The sequence below is a fragment of the Mucilaginibacter sp. P5_A4 genome, assembly GCF_056400605.1.
Window position 1 is genome coordinate 55904 of record NZ_JBFUKX010000024.1, and the last position, 20601, is coordinate 76504.

16 protein-coding genes are annotated in these 20601 nt (G+C 43.0%); 10 read left to right on the forward strand and 6 right to left on the reverse strand.

The features are described 5' to 3' along the window. The first annotated feature begins 9 nt into the window (after positions 1 to 9). The 3 genes from AC1DQW_RS15505 to AC1DQW_RS15515 all read left to right on the forward strand — a co-directional run bounded on the left by AC1DQW_RS15505 (position 10) and on the right by AC1DQW_RS15515 (position 3774). Positions 10 to 669 (forward strand): GNAT family N-acetyltransferase, encoded by a 660-nt coding sequence (locus AC1DQW_RS15505; protein ID WP_477454919.1) that lies wholly within the window; start codon positions 10 to 12, stop codon positions 667 to 669. A 124-nt stretch (positions 670 to 793) separates the two neighbouring features. After that, the gene (locus tag AC1DQW_RS15510) at positions 794 to 2140 is read left to right on the forward strand and encodes an aspartate aminotransferase family protein (RefSeq protein ID WP_477454920.1); all 1347 of its coding nucleotides are present in this window, start codon (positions 794 to 796) and stop codon (positions 2138 to 2140) included. Continuing rightward, entirely contained in the window at positions 2137 to 3774 is a 1638-nt protein-coding gene (locus tag AC1DQW_RS15515) for an amidohydrolase (RefSeq protein ID WP_477454921.1), read from the forward strand. Before AC1DQW_RS15510 ends, AC1DQW_RS15515 begins: the two co-directional genes overlap by 4 nt. 43 nt (positions 3775 to 3817) lie before the next feature. Here AC1DQW_RS15515 and AC1DQW_RS15520 read toward each other — a convergent pair whose 3' ends face one another. Continuing rightward, complete coding sequence (locus AC1DQW_RS15520; RefSeq protein ID WP_477454922.1) at positions 3818 to 4585, reverse strand: DeoR/GlpR family DNA-binding transcription regulator; 768 nt, start codon at positions 4583 to 4585, stop codon at positions 3818 to 3820. 123 nt (positions 4586 to 4708) lie between these two features. On the opposite strand from AC1DQW_RS15520, the gene AC1DQW_RS15525 reads away from it, so the two are divergent. From AC1DQW_RS15525 to AC1DQW_RS15535, 3 genes are all read left to right on the forward strand, one after another. Beyond that, positions 4709 to 6283, forward strand: coding sequence for a glycerol-3-phosphate dehydrogenase/oxidase (locus AC1DQW_RS15525; RefSeq protein WP_477454923.1), 1575 nt, complete (start codon positions 4709 to 4711; stop codon positions 6281 to 6283). A gap of 28 nt (positions 6284 to 6311) precedes the next feature. Continuing rightward, positions 6312 to 7826, forward strand: coding sequence for a glycerol kinase GlpK (gene glpK / locus AC1DQW_RS15530; protein ID WP_477454924.1), 1515 nt, complete (start codon positions 6312 to 6314; stop codon positions 7824 to 7826). 120 nt (positions 7827 to 7946) lie between these two features. Next, entirely contained in the window at positions 7947 to 8675 is a 729-nt protein-coding gene (locus tag AC1DQW_RS15535; RefSeq protein ID WP_477454925.1) for an MIP/aquaporin family protein, read from the forward strand. A 201-nt stretch (positions 8676 to 8876) separates the two neighbouring features. Here the strand turns inward: AC1DQW_RS15535 and AC1DQW_RS15540 are convergent, their stop codons facing one another. Continuing rightward, complete coding sequence (locus tag AC1DQW_RS15540) at positions 8877 to 11243, reverse strand: ABC transporter permease (protein WP_477454926.1); 2367 nt, start codon at positions 11241 to 11243, stop codon at positions 8877 to 8879. Positions 11244 to 11608: 365 nt separating this feature from the next. On the opposite strand from AC1DQW_RS15540, the gene AC1DQW_RS15545 reads away from it, so the two are divergent. From AC1DQW_RS15545 to AC1DQW_RS15555, 3 genes are all read left to right on the forward strand, one after another. Further along, positions 11609 to 11992, forward strand: coding sequence for a LiaF domain-containing protein (locus AC1DQW_RS15545; protein ID WP_477454927.1), 384 nt, complete (start codon positions 11609 to 11611; stop codon positions 11990 to 11992). Between the two features lie 213 nt (positions 11993 to 12205). Then, positions 12206 to 13765 (forward strand): M20/M25/M40 family metallo-hydrolase, encoded by a 1560-nt coding sequence (locus AC1DQW_RS15550; RefSeq protein ID WP_477454928.1) that lies wholly within the window; start codon positions 12206 to 12208, stop codon positions 13763 to 13765. Positions 13766 to 13992: 227 nt separating this feature from the next. Further along, complete coding sequence (locus AC1DQW_RS15555) at positions 13993 to 14520, forward strand: hypothetical protein (protein WP_477454929.1); 528 nt, start codon at positions 13993 to 13995, stop codon at positions 14518 to 14520. A gap of 265 nt (positions 14521 to 14785) precedes the next feature. Here AC1DQW_RS15555 and AC1DQW_RS15560 read toward each other — a convergent pair whose 3' ends face one another. The 4 genes from AC1DQW_RS15560 to AC1DQW_RS15575 form a co-directional block, all read right to left on the reverse strand. After that, positions 14786 to 15193 (reverse strand): GNAT family N-acetyltransferase, encoded by a 408-nt coding sequence (locus AC1DQW_RS15560; RefSeq protein ID WP_477454930.1) that lies wholly within the window; start codon positions 15191 to 15193, stop codon positions 14786 to 14788. Between the two features lie 664 nt (positions 15194 to 15857). Next, on the reverse strand, positions 15858 to 17213 hold the full coding sequence (locus AC1DQW_RS15565) for a 3-keto-disaccharide hydrolase (protein ID WP_477454931.1): 1356 nt from the start codon (positions 17211 to 17213) through the stop codon (positions 15858 to 15860). A 53-nt stretch (positions 17214 to 17266) separates the two neighbouring features. Then, positions 17267 to 18652, reverse strand: coding sequence for a Gfo/Idh/MocA family protein (locus AC1DQW_RS15570; protein ID WP_477454932.1), 1386 nt, complete (start codon positions 18650 to 18652; stop codon positions 17267 to 17269). Positions 18653 to 18976: 324 nt separating this feature from the next. After that, positions 18977 to 20008 carry an aldo/keto reductase gene (locus tag AC1DQW_RS15575; protein ID WP_477454933.1) on the reverse strand — a complete coding sequence of 344 codons (1032 nt, stop codon included), beginning with the start codon at positions 20006 to 20008 and terminating at the stop codon, positions 18977 to 18979. Positions 20009 to 20288: 280 nt separating this feature from the next. Between AC1DQW_RS15575 and AC1DQW_RS15580 the strand changes: the two genes are divergently transcribed. Then, complete coding sequence (locus AC1DQW_RS15580; protein ID WP_477405487.1) at positions 20289 to 20513, forward strand: CDGSH iron-sulfur domain-containing protein; 225 nt, start codon at positions 20289 to 20291, stop codon at positions 20511 to 20513. The last annotated feature ends 88 nt before the right edge of the window (positions 20514 to 20601 follow it).

Here is a 20601-nt window from a genome sequence, read left to right on the forward strand (position 1 = left end):
TTTAAGATTATGATAACAGAAAAACCTGCATATTATAAGTTGATGCCTAATGGCCTGGTTGTTCAAAACACAAGAACCGAGCATGTAGAACAATTGGAGGAGCTTCAAAAAATCATATTTCCCACGCTATCAAGTGAGGAGCATATCAGGGCGGTACATTATTTACGGCACCTGGAAGTTTTTCCTGAGGGGCAGTTTGTAATAACCGATAAAGACCATGTTATAGGCATGACCACCACCATGCGTACCAACTTTGATTTTGCCAACTATGAGCATACGTTTGCCGAAACCATAGCAGGCGGCTGGCTTACCAACCACAACCCAAATGGCGACTGGCTTTACGGACTTGATATGGGTATATTGCCCGCGTACCGCGGCATGGGCCTGGCCAGGATCCTTTACAGGGCCAGGCATGAAATGGCCAAAACGCTGGGCTTAAAAGGGCAACTAACCGTAGGCATGATGAGCGGCTATGGCGCAGTAAGCGACCAAATGAGCGGAGAAACCTACTACGAGGAACTGCTCAGCGGTAAGCGCAAAGATCCCACATTAACCAAACAAATGAAAATAGGCTTTGAACCCATAGCCCTGATGCCCGAACATGTAAACGACCCTGTATGTGGAAATTACGGGGTATTGATAAAATTAGACATAAGTAAAGAGGTCTGAACCGGAATGCATTAATCAGAATTTTCCAAATTACAGAATTAAGAGAATTGCAATTCAAATTCGGGAAATTATGAAAATTCGAAAAATTCCGGTTCAGACAACAAATCGGTGAAATCATAAGATAATGAAATACATACAGTTAAAAACCCCATTACCCGGTCCTAAAAGCCAGGAAATATTGGAGAGAAGAAAAAACGCGCTGCCCGCAGGCTTAGCAAAATCAACAGAAGTAGTTGTTGAACGTGCCTCTGGGGCCTTGGTTTGGGATGTGGACGGTAACCAACTGATTGACCTTGCCGGTGGCATAGGCATGATCAATGTAGGCCATAGCGATCAAAAAGTGGTGGATGCGATAAAAAAACAGGTTGATAAATATATTCACACCTGCACCCTGGTCACCACCATGGAGCCGTATGTTGAGTTGGCTGAACTGCTAAACGAGATTACACCCGGCGACTTTAAAAAGAAAACCCTCCTGGCCAATTCCGGGTCCGAAGCGGTTGAAAATGCTATCAACGTTGCCAAGTATTATACCAAACGTAATTCGATATTATGCTTTGAGGGCGCTTATCATGGGCGTACCTTGTTGACGCTTAGTTTAACCAGTAAATATTCCCTGTTTAAAAAAGGAATGGGGCCATTTGTATCTGATATATACCGTATCGCAGCCCCCAACCTCTATCGTAAGATACAAGGTATGAGCGACGAGGAATACATCAAGTACTTTATTAAACAGCTGGATATCGCTTTTATATCGCAGGTAGACCCCGAATCATTAGCTGCCATTATTATTGAGCCGGTAATGGGTGAGGGCGGATTTATACCGATGCCCAAGGCCTATCTGCAAAAGATCCGCGAGGTGTGCGATCAATATGGCATCGTGATGATTGTTGATGAGATCCAATGCGGGGCCGGTCGTACGGGTAAATTCTTCGCTGTTGAGCATTTTGATATAGTGCCCGATGTGGTGGTAAGTGCCAAATCAATAGGTGCCGGCATGCCTATCAGCGCCACCACTGGCAGGGCCGAGATTATGGACGCCCCGCATCCGGGCGGGGTTGGCGGTACTTATGGCGGTAGCCCGGTGGCTTGTGTTGCAGCTATTGAAGCTATCAAAATTATAAAAAGCGAAAGCTTTTTAAACCGTGTTAACGAGGTTGGCGAACTGATGCGCACCACCCTTGAAAGCTGGAAAGAAAAATACCATATAATTGGAGATGTACGTGGTTTAGGTGCTATGCGGCTGGTTGAGTTTGTTAAAGATCGCGACAGTAAAGACCCGGATATGGATGTTACATTAGAGATCATCAGGGATGCGGTAAGCCACGGGTTGATCATGATCCGTGCGGGAATGTTCAGTAATTGCCTGCGTTTACTGCCGCCTATTGTAATAACTAATGAGCAATTAACCGAGGCGCTGAGCGTTTTGGAAGAAGCGATTCAAAGAGCGGACATCAAAAGAAAACAATGAGCATAAACGATAATGGATCAACAGGCTTTCTCCCTTTTCAAAATGGGTCTGGCAGCTTGTTGATTCATAATGCCAATATCCTTTCTTTTCATAATGGATTTGACAATAGTGCTTCCGATGCTATTGTGATTGAAGGCAACCGCATTAAGGCCGTGGGACAGTTCGATGAATTGCAGCCCTTCATTCAACCCGGCACACAGGTAATTGATGCGCTGGGTAAAACATTGATGCCGGGTTTAAACGACAGCCACATTCATTTGTGGAAAGTGGGCAACCTTAAAACCTTTATGTTGGATGTTCGTGGCGCCCAAAGCCTCGATCATATGCTGCAAATGTTGGATGACTACGCCCGCGAATACCCCAACGCAGCATGGATAACCGCCCGAGGGTTTAATGAAGCTGCATGGCATAGCGGGCAGATACCTACCAGGGCCGATTTGGATAAAGTGATAAAAGACCGGCCGCTTTATGTGATCCGTACGTGCGCGCATATTGCTGTTTGCAATTCAAAAGCGCTGGAGATTTGTAATATCACTTCGAACACTATAATACCAGATGGAGGTGTTATTTATATAGGCGATGATGGCAAGCCCAACGGTATTTTCTCTGAAACGGCGCTGGGCTTAATCACCAAAAACATCCCTCCTTATACAAAAGACGAGTTAAAGTTAATGGTACTTTCCGCACGGGAGGAGTTCTATAAATATGGCATCACTGCAGCAACAGACCCGGCGGTCGACCCGCTCCTACTTGAGGCATATTACGAAATGTACCAGCAGGATCAGTTAGGTTTCAGGCTAAACGCTATTCCTATAATCCTTCCTGATGGCGGCGATGCCCCCTATCCTGTTCCTGACTATTTCGGCTCGGACAATTTTAACGTGAACACGGTTAAGTTTTTCTCGGATGGGGGCTTAAGCGGTAAAACAGCAGCGCTAAAAAGGCATTATAAAAACTCATCCGATCAGGGGGTATTGCGCTTAAAGCGGGATCAATATATTTCACTATCAATACAAGCGTTACAAAAGGGTCTGAGCATAGCTACACATGCCATTGGCGATGCTGCCATTGAATTTGTAATTGATGTTTATAAAAATCTTCATCATCAGTTCCCTGCTATGGTTAACAGAATTGAACACCTGGGTTTACCCGAGGAAAAGCACTTGCTGGATATGCAGCAATATAATATTGCTACCTCCATGCAAACCATTTTTATAAGCGAGTTGGGTAAAAACTTTATCAAATATCTTGATGATGATTATCTTAACCAATGCTATCCTGTAAAATCGGTTTTAAAACATAATATTTTACTGGCCTTATCATCAGACGCGCCGGTGGTAAAAGAGCTTAACCCTTTTAAAGGCATGCAGGCTGCTGTTACCCGTACAGATAATGAAGGTAACGTGATAGCCGCACATGAAGGCATTAGCACAGCATCGGCGCTTAAGGCTTATACTTACAGTGCTGCCGAGATCAGTAAAACTCCACAAATAGGATCATTAGAAAAGGGCAAACTGGCAGATTTTATTATCACAGATAAAAACCCATTAAAAATGTCTCCAAACGAGCTAAGCATGCTCAATGTTGAGCATGCGTTTGTTGATGGCAAATGCGTTTATAAGAAACAATTGTAGGTAATTATAGGATGATTGCCCGTTTTAAGACGGTTAAGTGTGGTTATTTCACAACAGTAACCTCAATTCCTTTTTCCTGTAATATTTTCAGCATACCGGCACTTATTCCGCTATCGGTAATTATATGTTGAACCTGGTCTAAAGGGCAAATTTTTCCTAAGCCTCGTTTTCCAAATTTTGTACTATCTGCCAGTACAACTACCGTTTGCGCTGTATCAATCATCTTTTGATTTAACCTGGCCTCCATTAAATTAGTGGTTGTTAAGCCAATTTCGGGGTCTATTCCATCAACACCTAAAAAAAGCATGCTGCATGCCATATCCTGTAACATCGCCTCGGGATATGCCCCTGTTACTGATGATGATGAAGTACGCAGTTGCCCGCCTAATTGAACTACTTCTACATTAGGATGCTGCGATAACTCGAGCGCTACATTCAGGGCTGATGTGATCACCGTAAGCTGTTTGCCCGGATTAATTGACCGTGCAAGGGCCAGCATTGTAGTACCTGATGCAATAATAATAGAATCGTTATGTCCTATTAATGCTGCTGCTGCTATCCCTATCTGCTGTTTTTCTGGCGCGTTTAGTTTTTCCTTTTYGGCTACAGGCCTATCATTCGTATATGGATTACTTTTGGTAGCACCGCCGTGTGTTCTGAATAATAATTTTTTATCCTCCAAAAGCTTCAGGTCTTTCCGGATGGTAACTTCAGAAACATTTAATTCCTTACCCAACTCCTGTACGTTTACAAAGCCATCATCATCCAGTTTTTGCAGGATGATCTTATGCCTGTCGGTATTTTTATTCATAACAACCAAAATTAAGTAAAAAACCGATACCGGCTAAACTGAAACAAAAAATAAGTTTCGATTTATTTCGTTTACATTTCATTATTGTACATTTACAATGCAAACGAAATACAAAATAACAAAATGAGTGTTTTCAAAAGGGATTCAATTTTGCAATCCATAAAAGATAAGGATAAGATTTGGGACATAATTATAATTGGTGGCGGTGCTACCGGCCTTGGCGCTGCGGTTGATGCAGCTTCAAGAGGCTTATCTACCTTACTATTTGAACAAGCCGACTTTGCCAAAGGAACATCAAGCCGGGCAACCAAACTTGTACATGGCGGTGTTCGCTACCTTGCCCAAGGCGATATAGGTTTAGTACGTGAGGCCCTGCATGAACGTGGCTTACTATTAAAGAACGCCCCGCACCTGGTAAAAAACGAAAGTTTCATCATCCCTAACTACAGTTGGTTCGATGGGATATTTTACACCATAGGTTTAACTATATATGATCTGCTGGCAGGCAAGCTGGGTTTTGGCAGGGCAAAGCATATCTCAAAAAAAGAAACCATAAACAGGCTGCCCGGAATTGAAGATAAAGGACTTTATGGAGGCGTGGTGTACCATGATGGCCAGTTTGATGATTCAAGGCTGGCTATCAACCTGGCGCAAACAGCTTTGGAGCAAGGTGCTACCGTTTTAAACTATTTCAAGGTTACCGGGCTGCTAAAAGACAGCAACAATAAAATTACTGGCGTTAAGGCTACTGATGCAGAGACCGGCGTTACTTACCAACTAAAAGCCCAAACCGTTGTCAATGCAACCGGAGTTTTTGTTGATGATGTGCTTAAAATGGATGTCCCCGATAAAAAGCCCCTGGTAAGGCCAAGCCAGGGGGTACACCTTGTTTTGGATAGATCGTTTATGCCCGGCGAAGATGCGATCATGATCCCCAAGACCGAAGATGGCCGGGTCCTTTTTGTTGTTCCATGGCATAATAAGCTGTTGGTTGGCACTACTGATACTCCTATTGATAAACATAGCCTGGAGCCGGTAGCTCTTGACGCCGAAATTGATTTTATTATGCGTACTGTTGCCAAATACCTAAAAAAAGCACCCACCCGTGAGGATGTTTTAAGTGTTTTTGCCGGGTTGAGGCCATTAGCTGCCCCACAGGATGATTCATCAAAAACAAAAGAGATATCGCGCAGCCATAAACTCATTGTTTCTAAATCAGGGCTGATCACCATAACCGGCGGTAAATGGACTACCTATCGAAAAATGGGCGAGGATACAATCGACAAAGCGATAGAAGTAGGTAAATTAAAAAACAAGGTTTGCCATACTGCGGGTTTGCCGATACATGGCAGCAGGCCAAACCCCGACAGGAGTAATCACCTGTACGTTTATGGCGCTGATATTGAAAAGGTATTAGCCCTGGTAAACGAGAATACCGACTGGAAAAGCCGGGTTCACCCGGATGATGAATACACTAAGGGTGAGGTGATCTGGTCGATACGGCACGAGATGGCGCGTACAATTGAAGATATACTGGCCCGCCGTACCCGCGTATTATTTTTAAATGCCCGTTTAGCAATAGCCATGGCCCCGGAGGTAGCACGCCTTATGGCCGGGGAATTAAATAAAGATATTGAATGGCAGGCAGAACAGGTAAGCGCCTTTAATAAAGTGGCCAGAAACTATATATTAGCATAACCAATAAACCAATAATAAAAACCTGAATATGGAAGAGTACATCTTAGCCCTCGACCAGGGGACAACAAGTTCAAGGGCGATAATATTTGATCATGCGGGGCAAATCAAATCGCTTTCGCAAAAAGAATTTAAACAATATTTCCCTAAACCTGGCTGGGTTGAACATGATCCGAACGAAATCTGGTCGAGCCAGGCAGGTGTTGCAGCCGAGGCTACTGTTAAGGCCGGGCTCAATGGTAAAAACATTAAAGCTATAGGCATCACCAACCAGCGCGAAACCACTATTGTTTGGAACCGTGAAACCGGTGAAGCTATTTATAACGCCATAGTTTGGCAAGACAGGCGTACCGCGGCTTATTGCGATAAATTAAAGCAGGACGGGCATAGCGATATGATCCGCTCAAAAACTGGCCTGGTAATAGATGCCTATTTTTCGGGCTCTAAAATTAAATGGATCCTGGATAATGTAGATGGCGCACGGGCACAGGCAGAAGCCGGCAAACTGGCTTTTGGTACTGTTGATAGTTGGTTGGTATGGAAATTTACCCGCGGTACGGTGCATGTAACCGATGTGACCAATGCAAGCCGTACCATGTTATTTAATATCCGTACCCAGCAATGGGATGACGAGTTACTGCAACTGCTTGATATACCCAAAAGCATGCTGCCCGAAGTGAAACAATCCAGCGAGATCTATGGCGAAACTACTACCACCATATTTGCCAGCAAAATCCCCATTGCCGGTATAGCAGGCGATCAGCATGCTGCGCTTTTTGGGCAGATGTGTATTGATAAGGCCATGGTTAAAAACACCTACGGAACAGGCTGCTTTATGCTAATGAATATTGGCAATGAATTTATTGAATCAAAAAATAACCTGCTAACCACCATTGCCTGGAAAATTAACGGCGAAATCCAATACGCTTTTGAAGGCAGTATATTTATTGGCGGGGCCGTAGTACAATGGCTCAGGGACGGACTTGGCATCATCAAAACCTCGGCTGATGTTGAACAATTGGCCATGGGCGTTAAGGATACAGGCGGCGTATTTTTTGTGCCCGCCTTTGCCGGGTTAGGAGCCCCCTACTGGGATCCCGAAGCCAGGGGCACCATAGTTGGCCTAACACGGGGCACTACAGCAGGGCATTTGGCCCGGGCAGCGCTGGCATCTATTGCATATCAAACTATGGACGTGTTAAATGCAATGGAAGCTGATGCAGGCATGCAAATAAAAGAACTACGAGTGGATGGCGGCGCCACCGCAAATGATTTGCTGATGCAGTTTCAGGCTGATGTTTTAAATTGTAAGGTTATAAGACCAAGCATTGTAGAAACAACCGCTTTAGGTGCCGCATACCTTGCCGGTTTAGCGGTAGGTTTTTGGAAAGACATAGCCGAGATACAGCAGCTATGGCAATCTGAAAAGGAATTTATCCCCGGGGATAACCTGCAGGATATTAAAACAGATATTGAAGGCTGGAAAAGAGCAATCCATACTGCCCGGTGCTGGTCTGATAGTCAGCAACCTGTTCAGGTGATCTAAGCTGAAAACAGAATACATAAAGCTAAAAGCTAAGTCTTTATACCAATTGTGATAGATTGACGTATTTGAAATTATTTAATAGTCTTAATATAATTATTCAAACCTATAAATTCCATTATCATGTCTCCATTTATTGCCGAGTTAATTGGCACCATGTTACTTATACTTTTAGGCGATGGCGTGGTAGCCAACGTAGTATTGAAAGACACCAAGGGAAATAACAGCGGCTGGATAGTAATTACTACGGCCTGGGGCCTGGCTGTATTTGTAGGCGTTGTGGTGGCAGGTCCCTATAGCGGCGCACACCTTAATCCTGCTGTTACCATAGCATTGGCAATAGCAGGTAAATTTCCATGGGCCAATGTTCCGCTCTACATCGCAGCGCAATTTTTAGGCGCTATGATAGGTTCATTCCTGGTATGGGCTACGTATTACGACCATTTTAAACGCACCAATGAACCCGCTTTAATATTGGCTGTTTTTTGCACCGGCCCGGCAGTACGCAACTATATATCAAACATTACAAGCGAAATTATCGGCGCTTTTGTACTGTTGTTTACTATATTTTACATTTCGGGGGCCGAGATAACACCAACAAAAGTGCCCGTTGGCCTTGGCTCCGTTGGCGCTATACCGGTGGCTCTTTTGGTTTGGGTAATAGGTTTATCGCTGGGCGGTACAACAGGTTATGCTATTAATCCCTGCCGCGACCTCGGGCCGCGTTTCATGCATATGATATTGCCTATCAAAAACAAAGGCACCAGCGACTGGACTTATGCGTGGATACCGGTTTTGGGGCCAATTGCAGGTGCAGCTATGGCCGCGGGTTTATATCTGCTCATTAAGTAAACCCTCCACCCAATACAACCAATTGCCTTCTGTGATCATCAGGCGCGGTATAGCAACATTATTGTTATTATACCGCGTTTTTTTGTTCAAAAAAGCAGTATTTAAACTATGTTTCTGTCCATTTAAAATGGTAGCGTTGCATACAAGAGCGAAGCAAATGACCAATGACTACTGACTATTGACTACTGACTTATGTCCAAATCATTCGCTCCTTAAACTTTTCACCGGATTAGCCATGGCTGCTTTTATGGCCTGGAAACTTACGGTTAGCAGGGTTATTAAAATGATGGATGCGCCTGCAATGAAAAATACGCCCGGGCCAATATCAATACGGTATTCAAAACCTTGCAGCCACTTATTCATTCCCCACCAGGCCAGCGGAAAAGCGATAACTACAGCAATACATACCAGCCTCAGGAAATCCCTGGTGAGCATAAGCGTGATACTGTTAACAGACGCGCCAATTACTTTACGTACACCTATTTCTTTTTGCCGTTTTTGTGCAGTAAATGCAACCAGCCCAAACAAGCCCAGGCATGAAATAAGTATAGCCAGAAATGAGAAATATTTGGTTAAAGTTGAAACCCTTACCTCGGTTTCATATTGTTTTTGATATGCCTGATCCAAAAAACTATAAGTAAACGGAAAACCCGGATTATAGGATTCATAAAGGCGCTGTATTTGCGCAATGGTTTCTTTTTGCTGTGCCCCTTTAATCCTGATCATCATTTTATAATAAGGGCTGGCGCCCTGGGCAAGCAGTATGAATGAAGGCCTTACCGTTTCATGTAATGATTCGAAGTGAAAATCTTTTACTATCCCGATAACCTGGAAGTTATTACCTAATATTTTAACATTTTTACCAACAGGATTTTGCAAATGCATAGCATTTACTGCAGTTTGATTTAATATAACCTTACTACCTTCGGCTCCGTAGTTTTTTGAAAAAGCCCGGCCGGCAGCCATTTTCATGGCCATGGTTTCTATAAAATTAAACCCGCCAAAAAAGCCTTCAAAATAAACATCCCGGTTAGCCTCTTTACCATCCCAGCTAAGGCCGGCTGTGCCGTAATTACGCCCTACTATATTATGCTGTGTAAAACTGGCATTTACAACGCCGGGGAGGTTCTTCAGTTCGGCCGCAAATGTTTCCTCATTGCCTGCAAGTTTTCCCTCCGAATCAAACCTTATCATGTTATCCTTATTATAACCAGGTGTAGTATTTTGAATAAACTCAATCTGTTTATAAACCACCAGCACCGCTACAATCAGCATAACCGAAAGCGTAAATTGAAAAACCACAAGTCCCTTACGTGCAACCAGTTCGCCGAAAGATGAACTGAGCTGGCCTTTCAGGATTGCTAAAGGATTAAACTTCGAAAGGTACAAAGCCGGGTAACTGCCGGAAACCAGGCCCGTAAAAAGCGTTATGCCGATTAAGATCATGATAAGCCGGAAGTCGAAATTCAATTGAATTTCCTTCCCGGTTAACTGGTTAAACTGCGGCAGTAATAGCCAGGCAATTATAATTGCAAGTATCATTGTAAATACTGCCATCAGTAACGACTCTGACAGAAACTGGATGATCAGCTGGCTGCGTGCTGCGCCAACAACTTTCTTGATCCCCACCTCCTTCATCCGGCCCGAAGCTTTCGCTGTTGAAAGGTTCATGAAATTGATGCAGGCTATAAGGAGTATAAATATAGCTATAAGTGAAAACAGCCTTACATATTCCTCTCTGCCGCCTACCCTTGCCCCATGATTAAAAGTATTATGCAGGTAATTTTCTGAAAACCGCATGGCAAAAGCTGTTCTTGTGGTATCGCCGCTGTTTTTTGTTACCAGGTTGCTGATTTTTTTATTGAATGCTTCAATATTGGTACCTTTTTTCAGCATCACAAAATTGTGCGGACCACCATTATTCCAGGTTTTAACCCATCCCTGCACATCTGCCAGGTAATCAAACGATAATACAAAATCAAATTGCTGTGAAGAATGGGTTGGCAGTTTCTCAAATACACCCGAAACAGCAAAATCCTTATCGTGCTGAAATTTTATAGGCTTACCTATTGCATTATCTACGGTACCAAAAAGTTTTATTGCAAGCTCATCAGAAATAACAACATCATTTTTAGCGGCAAGTACCTTCCCGCGTTCGCCCCGGATCATTTTAAATGAAAAAATATTAAAATAATCTTTGCCTGCATACTGCCCTGTAGCTTTAATATTTTTTTCGCCGACTGTAAGGGTAAATTTTTGCCACCAATCTGCAGGAGCAACTGCTGCGGCATATAAAACGTCCTCGGGAATCTGGACCTTTAAAACCTCGCTAACAAGCCCCGATGACTCGTCGGTAAGCTGCTGACTTCCGCTTTTCCGGTTTTCCATAACCTGGTAAACCTGGTTGTCGTGTTCAAAAAACTTATCATAGCTTAGTTCATCATGCACCCATAAATAAATCAATAAAGTACAGGCTAACCCGGCCGAAAGGCCCAGCATATTAAGAAAAGTAAACTGTTTATCCTTCCCGAGGTTGCGCAAAGCGATCTTTAAGTAATTCTTTATCATGGCTTTAGGAGTAAGTAATTACAATATGTACTCATCAGGAGTAAAAACCATGCCTTATTTATAAATATTTGATTATTAATAAATTAAACCCATTTTCTTATTTCTTACTGTATCGAAAACGAACAGCCTTCGTTCGTTTTTATTGTATAGTTTTTGCCGGACGTGTCCGGATCAGGCCAATTGCCTATAAACACCTGATTTCTCCGGAGTGATTTTTATCAAACATGTGTCTTGCCCTAAAATGTGTTTACCTTTATTTTACCGACACAATACTTGCTTTTACCGACAATTTTTAATATTTTGCGGATAATTATTTCTTCCTGGTTATCAATTACTTATTTTTGAGTAACAATAAAATCAAACCTATGAACATTTTATCAGGAACAATCACACAAAACGCAGATGATAGCCTCAACACAACAACTATTTTTGGCGGAATAAAAAGAACTGTACTTTCAAAAGATTTTAAGGGTGGCAATGTCAGAAATGTATTTGGCGATACAGAGCTGGATTTTACCAATGCCGACCTTACCGGGACAGCGCTCCTTAATATTTCACAGGCATTTGGCCAGGTAACGATAGCTATACCTGCTGATTGGCGGATTGTAACAGACATTACGCGCATCGCTTCGGAAATGGATGATGACAGGAGTTATTTAGCCCGGACAAGACAATCAGATAAAATACTGGTGCTTAAAGGACTCTCGGTTTTTGCATCTGTTGATATTGTGCATAAACTGGATGAATAAGGTATTGCTAAATAAACCTCATTATAAAACTACAACTCTATAAATTCAATAAAGAGCTATATCCCGACATGGGTTTTCTTTCCTAAAGATTAACCTGTACTTTCAGCTGTGGGAATATCCTAAATATCTCTTAAAACTTCCTCGTTCTGTAACAATTATTCTACCTGCAACCTGTTTAGCCCCAACCTCCCTGCTTTTCCATAAATTAGGTTCATGAAAAACTTTAACACAAATTTCAACCTGAATATGTGGCACAAGGCAAGGCCATTTATTTTAGGTGCAATGCTCTGCTGCGGTTTTGCCAATGCGCAATCAACAAATCCTGTTATTAATAATATCATGACCGAAGAAACCAGCAACTCGCAGCTGGAAAAACTGGCACATGAGCTTTTTGATGGTATTGGGCCCCGACTGGTGGGCACACCGCAAATGAAACAGGCTAACGACTGGGCAGTAACCAAATATAAAAGCTGGGATATCCCGGCGCATAACGAAAAATGGGGCGAGTGGCGGGGCTGGGAACGCGGCATCTCACATATAGATATGGTTTCGCCGCGTGTAAAATCTTTAGAAGGAACTCAACTGGCCTGGAGCCCGGGTATGGGCAAAAAAACAGTTACCGCCGAAGTAATTATTTTGCCTGATGTGGCCGATTCCCTTGCTTTTCAGCAATGGCTGCCCAATGTTAAGGGTAAATTTGTGATGATCTCCATGTGTCAGCCAACCGGCAGGCCCGATTATAACTGGACGGAATTTGCCACAAAGGAATCCTTCGATAAAATGAAAGCCTCGCGTACCGCGCAAACAGATGCATGGAAAAAACGCATCAGCAAAACCGGCTTTACCAACAAAACATTACCTGTTACGCTCGAAAACGCTGGTGCTGCCGGCATCATCACCAATAATTGGTCGGCAGGTTTTGGGGTTGATAAGATCTTTGGCGCTTATACTAAAATAGTACCAACAGTTGACATAGCGCTGGAAGATTACGGCATGCTTTACCGCTTAAGTGAATCGGGCGGTAAGCCGAAGATCAGCATGCATACCGAATCAAAAGAACTTGGCGTGGTGCCAACTTTTAACACCATTGCCGAAATAAAAGGCATCGAAAAACCTGATGAATATGTGATGCTGAGCGCCCACTTTGATTCATGGGATGGTGGTACCGGCGCTACCGATAACGGCACAGGAACTTTAACCATGATGGAGGCTATGCGTTTACTTAAGAAGTACCATCCTCATCCAAAACGCACCATATTAGTTGGGCACTGGGGCAGCGAGGAAGAAGGCCTGAACGGTTCGCGCGCCTTTGTAGAAGATCACCCGGAGATAGTAAAAAACCTGCAGGCCCTGTTTAACCAGGATAATGGTACAGGCCGCGTAGTTAACCTGGGCGGGCAAGGCTTTGTGGAAGCAAAAGATTATTTAGGCCGATGGCTCGCCGCTGTGCCTGATACGCTAAAAAACCGCATCAAAACAAATTTCCCGGGCCAGCCAGGTGGCGGCGGGTCCGATTTTGCTTCATTTGTGGCCGTTGGCGCACCGGGCTTTTCGTTAAGCTCGCTTAACTGGTCGTACGGCTCATATACCTGGCATACCAACCGCGATACTTACGACAAGGTTGTATTTGACGACCTGAAGAATAATGCCATGCTGGCCGCAATAATGGCTTATATGGCCAGCGAAGATCCGGCTAAAACAACAAACACCAAAACCGAGGGTATTAAATGGCCGGTGCAAACCAAGGCTACCCGGCGGGGAGGATTGGATTAAGTCAACAGTTCTAAGTCATAAGTTGTAGGCCGGATTTGTTCTTTTTGGCATTGAACTTAAGACTTTCGACTAAAGGCTAACGTCAATTCAACATTGACACGACACTACATATTTATGAGAGCCTTTCAGCATTTGCTGAAGGGCTTTTTTATTTATGAATGTGCGTATTTAAACAAAACATTTCTTGTTTCTGGCGCTTATTAGTACATAAACCAATATCAAAAGTTATGAAACACGCATTTATTTTCGGGACTACCATATTCCTGAGCACACAGCGCACCCTTAGGGTGAATGATGGCGATAACAGCACCGAGTTTTTAAGAGTTTTATCATTTTATAATGAGAAAAAAAACCATGAGAACCTGGCGCTAAATATCGATGCGAATATTTCAACAATGGATGGCCATGCTTTAAACATCGCGAGTAACAGCGTTGCCGACAGAACAGACATCCGCTTGGAGATCAGTAAATTCCGAATTAAAGTATATCAAACCGGTCATCACGAACCTGTGCTGGATGTTTACCAGCTTGATGAACATGAGTATCCCGGCTTATCCAGTCATATCCTTAACGAAATACATGCCCAGCTGCCAGATAAGGTGTTAACTATTAAAGGTAATTTTAAAGTTGGCAACACTCATTTCCTGATCGAGAACGAGAAAATGTTTGTTGATAACAATGGCTATGCCAATGGCGTGGTGAATGCCCATCATGGTATTATACTATCGGCCGCTTATCAGGATTTAATGCGCTAAATTATAAAGCTAAAAGCAGAATACACAAAAACCAATGTCAATACCAGGGAAATCGCTTTTAAAATATCTGAATGGCAATTTTGGCTGAAGCCGCTTTTTGTTCCTTCGCTACCGTCCCATAAATGGGACGGCAATGAACTTTTAGCTAGTTTATTAAATCATTGCCGTTGGGCTTCAGCCAACGGTTAAATTGGTAGAAATGAGTTAGGGCTTTAGCCAAAAAATATTATAGATATTTAAAAGCGATTTCTGTGCGGGGAAATAACTATATAATTTTTTCCAAAATTATATAGTTACCTTTTTCTCCAAATTCAGTAAAGCCCATCTTTTTACATGCATTCAAAGCTGTTTTATTGTTCGCTTTTATTTCGGTAAGGCATCTGTTAAATCCTTTGCGCATCAAATCAACCAGGCAAAAATCAAGTAACCTCCTTCCATATCCCATTTTTCGCATCGACGGTGAAACTACCGCCATTGATAAAAAAGCGAGCTTGTTTTCATAATCATTTGCATAATAGGCTAAAAACGCAAGCAAAACATCGTTTTCCATTACAGAGATTATACATCCCTTTTCAATGATTTTATCGATATAAGCATTTAAATCATCAAGTTCATACGTTCCGCTGCCATCATTGATCAGCGGATACATCATATCATAAATTTTTGATTTCATTTTTAAATTGGGCTTTAAACACAATTTATACTTATTTTTTTGTTCGATAAAGAAAAACAAGCGAATGCACACAAATTGTAAAGTTTGTACTGTTTTTAAAAAATACATTTTACAGATTTGGAACCGAAAGCCGAAAAGGGTGGAAAAAAAGGCCTGTCATGCTGGCAATAAAATTTCGCGAAATTCTGAAGGGGGATGACGTTTTAAAAGGTTTGTCATCCTGAACGGAGTGCACTGGTGTCCGGTAAACCAAAATCGTAAAACTTTTACCGGACAGCCGGTGTCGAAATAGCTGCGATATTTTCAGCAAAAAACTTTTTATAATGCTATAACGCAACCATAAGCGGTCAAATGCCAAGCATATCGATGTTTTGAATAAATTTTTACCGGACAGCCGGTTTTCAAAAATGGGCACACCTTTTCATTTTTCAGGGGGCTTACTTTCAAAAAAGCAATAAAAAAGGCCCTTTTGAGGCCTTATGTAATGTTTTCTAATATCAAACGAACTTTTACCGGACAACAGTGAACGGAGTGAAGGATCTATTCGCAGACGGTACAGGGCGAAGAAGCATGGCGAATAATAGATCCTTCACTCCGTTCAGGATGACAAAAAGTTTTTTTGAAAACAGGTAATAGGTAACGATAGTGAAGAATGACAAACCTTTTACTTCAATTCCTTCACCTTTATACTCCTGAAAAACACTTCATTTCCATGATCCTGCAATAACAAATGTCCTTGAGGGGCCTCGCCAAAGTTTTTCCAGATGGTGTATTTACTCATAGCAACCAGGTCTTTGTAGGCTTTTGAGCCGCGTTCGTATTCCAGCACTTTAACACCATTAAGGTAATGTTCCACATGGTTATTTGGGTATACAATCACCCTGCCGGTATTCCAGGCGCCTATCGGATGAACAAAACGATCTTTCTTATTGGCCTTTATCAAGTCATATAATGAAGCTAACGTCCTGTCGCCGTCACGGCCGAGCTTGGCATCGGGGTGTAACTTATCATCCAGCACCTGGTACTCCAAACCAATGGCCGAGCCGCTTGTAACTTCGCTCAGGGTAACAAAATATTTCACCCCGCTGTTAGCACCAGGTGTCAGCTTAAAATCAAACGACAGGTCGAAAGCGCTGAAATTATCATTGGTAACAACATCACCACCGCCCGATTCTTCTTTACCGCTTGATGGCAGCACATGCATTGTTCCGTTGGCCACTTCCCAGCCATGACCCGGAAAGGTTTTAAGGGTTGCGCCATGCCAGCCTGTGTTGGTTTTACCATCATACAGTAACTTCCAGCCGGCGGCTTTTTCTGCAGGTGTAATGCTGTTGGGCTGCAGGTTTACCACATACACATTTTTAGGGAACGGTTTTGATTTTAAATTGGTGGTTTGCAGGTTGAAATTTTTGAAGTACACTTTTTTGCCTGCCTGCTTTTCGTCGCTCACGGCGTGTACCTGCAAGGCTATAAATCCTTTTGCATCAATAGTATCCACCACATCGGCAGTAGCAATACCATTTACCCAGGTTTTCATTTCGTTACCAATACACTCTATACGAATATGGTTATACTCTCCTACTTTAAAGGCGCCTTTTGCAGCGGCATTTAAATCCAAGGGGTAAAGCCAGTCGCGGCGACCCTCGTCATATATACCACCTGTCCACTTACGGTCGGATGGATCGATCTCGAGCTGCCGGCCATAAACCAGGCCCTTACCATCATGACCGGCAGGGTTGTAGTGACTGCGGGTTTGCACGCCCGAGTTACTTAAGTTGCTTTCAATTTTGGCATCAAGCTCCAATATAAAATTGCCGTATTCCTTTTCGGTAACCAAAAACGTGTTGCCGGAGTTTAAAACAGTAGTGCCTACTATGGCTCCATCCTCTACCTTATAATCGGCTGTACCGGCCAGGCGTTTCCAGCCTTTCAGGGTTTTACCATCAAATATTTTGGTTTGAGCCTGGGATAGTGTGGCTGCACTTAGTAAAATTACTATTGGATAAATGTATTTTTTCATGTTATGATATAGTAGATGTTTTATGCAATTGACAACTTATAAGTTTTTAAGGCTTACACCTTCACTTCCCAACCCTTTTCGTACTCCCTGCTCCAAAGCTTTTCGGCCTCCGGATCATTAAGGATATGGCCATTCCCGGGGTTGATGTGCAGCACCCGGTCTACCCGGTAGGATATATTTCCTAACTGCGGCAGCAGGGTTGATTTAAAACCGATCTCGATAGGGCAATTCAGCGGGGCTACTCCTCTAACCCCATCAATAAAGTTTTTAAAATGGAAACCATCCAGCGCTTCGGTGGGGCTTACTTTATTGGTTCCATCAACTTTGGTATCGTCTTTAATGTCTTTTATAAGCTTGTTATCACCATCATAAACCTGGTAACCGTTGCCGCTGCCATAAAATAGTGTTCCTTTATCGCCGTAAAATACTACCCCACGGCTCAACTGCTCCATATTAAAGCCGTTGCTGCTGCGGCTTTCCCATTCGGCAGCGGTATTGTTAGGGAAATTATACAGGATATTTTGCGTATCGGGTGTTTGCCAGTCGTCGTTAAAATGAAACCGACCGCCTGTTGAAACTACTTTATTGGGATAATCAACACCCAAACCCCAACGGATCACGTCAAGCTCATGGGTGCCATTGTTTAGCGCCTCGCCGGTTCCCCAGTTCCAAAACCAGTGCCAGTTATAGTGAATCAGGTTATCCTGGTATGGCTTCCGTGGTGCCGGGCCCTGCCACAAATCATAATTTAAATTAGCTGGCACAGGCACCTGTTTGCCATGGCCAATGCTTAGCCTGTGATTAGTGTACCATCCTTTTGCATAATAAGCACGACCGATAACGCCATCATGCAGTTCTTTAACCATGGCCTGCACATTTGAAAATGAGCGTCGCTGACTCCCCATCTGCACCAAACGATTGTACTTTTTTGCTGCTTCAACAGCCATTTCGCCTTCATGAGGGTTATGGCTACAGGGCTTCTCTACATATACATGTTTACCCGCCTGGCAAGCCATGATGGTTGCCGGGGCGTGCCAATGATCGGGTGGGGCTATAACAACCGCATCGATATCTTTTATCTCCAGCATTTTTCGGATATCGGTAATACCTTTAGGTTTTTTACCTGTTATTTTATAAATCTCGTTGATGGTTTTATCAACCACATTTGAATCTACATCGCAAATGTACCCTACCTCTACATTGGGTATCTTAGCATAGCTTTGGGCCAGGTAAAGGCCACGGCTATTGGTGCCCATCATGCCTAAAACAACTTTTTCATTAGGTGACCCTTTAAAAAATGACGCTGCTTTTGATACCTGGGATGCAAGCAGGAAACTGGTTCCGGCAAGTGACGTAGTTTGAATGAACTGCCTGCGGTTGAGCATGGATAAAATGGCTAATTGGTTTATAACACATTGCCCGGCGGGCAGCGTTGGCAAATTAGCTAAGTTTTGTAAAGGCTCGAAAAAAACAGTCGCTTTTTTTTAAAAGCAATTGTAATTTAACTGTTACTTTAATTTCACAAGCCTGTAAATAGCCAGAGGTTGTTTTGAAAAAAGATAAGGTTTAGGTTTTGCAGCAAACATTAACATTAACCGTTTGCCATGTAAAAGTAGGCAACAGGGTTTGTTTTGGGATTAGTATTTATACGGGATTTGATGCGTTTTTATACGTGTTTTTACGTAATTAAAGAGTGGTTATTCCAAACACCATAACCCATGGGTATGAAACCCATGGTTATGGTGTTTAAATTTATACTGTTATTAGTATTGTATCGGCGGAGGTATGAGTTTAGGATTTTGGCGTTGGTGCCAGTATGGATATATTGGCGGCAAATCGCTGGCGGCATCGAGCTTTTTAACCTGATCGGTAGTTAAGTTCCAGCCAATGGCGTCAAGGTTTTGTTTTAGCTGCTCCTCGTTACGTGCGCCTATAATGATGTTGGCTACGGTTGGCCTTTGCAATAGCCAGTTAATTGAAATTTGGGCTACAGATTTACCTGTTTCTTCGGCAACTTCATCCAAAGCATCAACAATGTTGTATAGGCGATCGAAGTTGGTTGCGGGGCCATGAGCGCCGCCTTGTACTGTTCTTGAATCTGCAGGGATTGGCTGCCCTCTCCTGAATTTACCACTCACTTTGCCGGATGCCAATGGGCTCCAAACTATGGTACTCACATTTTGATCGATGGCTAAAGGCATCAGTTCCCACTCAAACTCGCGGTCTAATAACGAATAATAAGCCTGGTTGGCCACATACCTGCTCCAGCCATAACGCTCAGATACCGATAACGATTTCATAAGGTGCCAGCCCGAAAAATTTGAACAGGCTATATAACGCACCTTACCGCTTGTTACCAGGTCGTCAAGCGCGCGCAGGGTTTCTTCAACCGGGGTTGTGGCGTCAAAGCTATGCATGTGGTAAATATCTATATGGTCGGTTTGTAAACGTTTCAGGCTATCTTCTGCCTGTTTTACCAAATGCAGGCGCGATGAACCATAATCGTTAGCACCATCACCCATAGAAAGCGTAGCCTTTGTGCTGATGAGCACCTCGTTACGCAGACCTTCCAATGCCTTGCCCAATATTTCTTCAGCTATTCCCCTTGAGTATATATTCGCGGTATCAAAAAAATTCACACCTGCATCAAGGCATATACTAATCAGTTTTTTGGCCTCATCAACCTGCGTATTGCCCCAGGCTTTGAAAAATTCGTTGCCACCGCCAAAAGTGGCAGTGCCGAAACTTAAAACGGGCACTCTTAAACCCGATGCTCCTAATTGTCTGTATTCCATAGTGTAGTTTATTTAAGCAGAAGGCTTAAAGCGAAAGGCTTAAAGCTTTTGCTATGTATACAAAGCTAAAATTTATGTTTGCGAAGAGCGGGTTTTATGCATCATCATTTTGTCATTTGTAATTTAGTCAGGTAGCCGCAACAAGGAAAAACGCCAGCCGTCTTAACTCTTGATTCTTGACTCCTGATTCTATCCCAATCCAATCAGGAACACTTCTAAATAGCAAATAGGCTATATAAAGGCTCTCCCATTAGTTAACTTTGCGCCAAAATTTTAACGTATGGCAACAACTAAACTTACTATTAATAACAACGGATCTGTAAAAATTGAAGGCGATTTTGAAATTGTAGATATGCAGGGCGAAAACTACGGTTTACAAGGCAGAACTGTGGTTTCTGTTTGCCGTTGTGGCCTGTCGGCAAATAAACCGTTTTGTGATGGCTCGCACAAAGGTCATTTTGAGCATAATGCAATTGCATTTGATCTGCCTCCTAAAAAAGTTTAATAACGGTTAATCACCATATTATAAAGGGCCTGCTGTTAAATACCGCAGGCCCTTACTTTTACAGTCATTTTACCACATTTTTTGTGGA

Coding starts and splice junctions, on each gene's coding strand:
- AC1DQW_RS15540 (WP_477454926.1), bottom strand. CDS start 11,243: ATGATAAAGAATTACTTAAAGATCGCTTTGCGCAACCTCGGGAAGGAT.
- AC1DQW_RS15560 (WP_477454930.1), bottom strand. CDS start 15,193: ATGAAATCAAAAATTTATGATATGATGTATCCGCTGATCAATGATGGC.
- AC1DQW_RS15535 (WP_477454925.1), top strand. CDS start 7,947: ATGTCTCCATTTATTGCCGAGTTAATTGGCACCATGTTACTTATACTT.
- AC1DQW_RS15525 (WP_477454923.1), top strand. CDS start 4,709: ATGAGTGTTTTCAAAAGGGATTCAATTTTGCAATCCATAAAAGATAAG.
- AC1DQW_RS15510 (WP_477454920.1), top strand. CDS start 794: ATGAAATACATACAGTTAAAAACCCCATTACCCGGTCCTAAAAGCCAG.
- AC1DQW_RS15505 (WP_477454919.1), top strand. CDS start 10: ATGATAACAGAAAAACCTGCATATTATAAGTTGATGCCTAATGGCCTG.
- AC1DQW_RS15565 (WP_477454931.1), bottom strand. CDS start 17,213: ATGAAAAAATACATTTATCCAATAGTAATTTTACTAAGTGCAGCCACA.
- AC1DQW_RS15555 (WP_477454929.1), top strand. CDS start 13,993: ATGAAACACGCATTTATTTTCGGGACTACCATATTCCTGAGCACACAG.
- AC1DQW_RS15545 (WP_477454927.1), top strand. CDS start 11,609: ATGAACATTTTATCAGGAACAATCACACAAAACGCAGATGATAGCCTC.
- AC1DQW_RS15580 (WP_477405487.1), top strand. CDS start 20,289: ATGGCAACAACTAAACTTACTATTAATAACAACGGATCTGTAAAAATT.
- AC1DQW_RS15550 (WP_477454928.1), top strand. CDS start 12,206: ATGAAAAACTTTAACACAAATTTCAACCTGAATATGTGGCACAAGGCA.
- glpK (WP_477454924.1), top strand. CDS start 6,312: ATGGAAGAGTACATCTTAGCCCTCGACCAGGGGACAACAAGTTCAAGG.
- AC1DQW_RS15575 (WP_477454933.1), bottom strand. CDS start 20,008: ATGGAATACAGACAATTAGGAGCATCGGGTTTAAGAGTGCCCGTTTTA.
- AC1DQW_RS15515 (WP_477454921.1), top strand. CDS start 2,137: ATGAGCATAAACGATAATGGATCAACAGGCTTTCTCCCTTTTCAAAAT.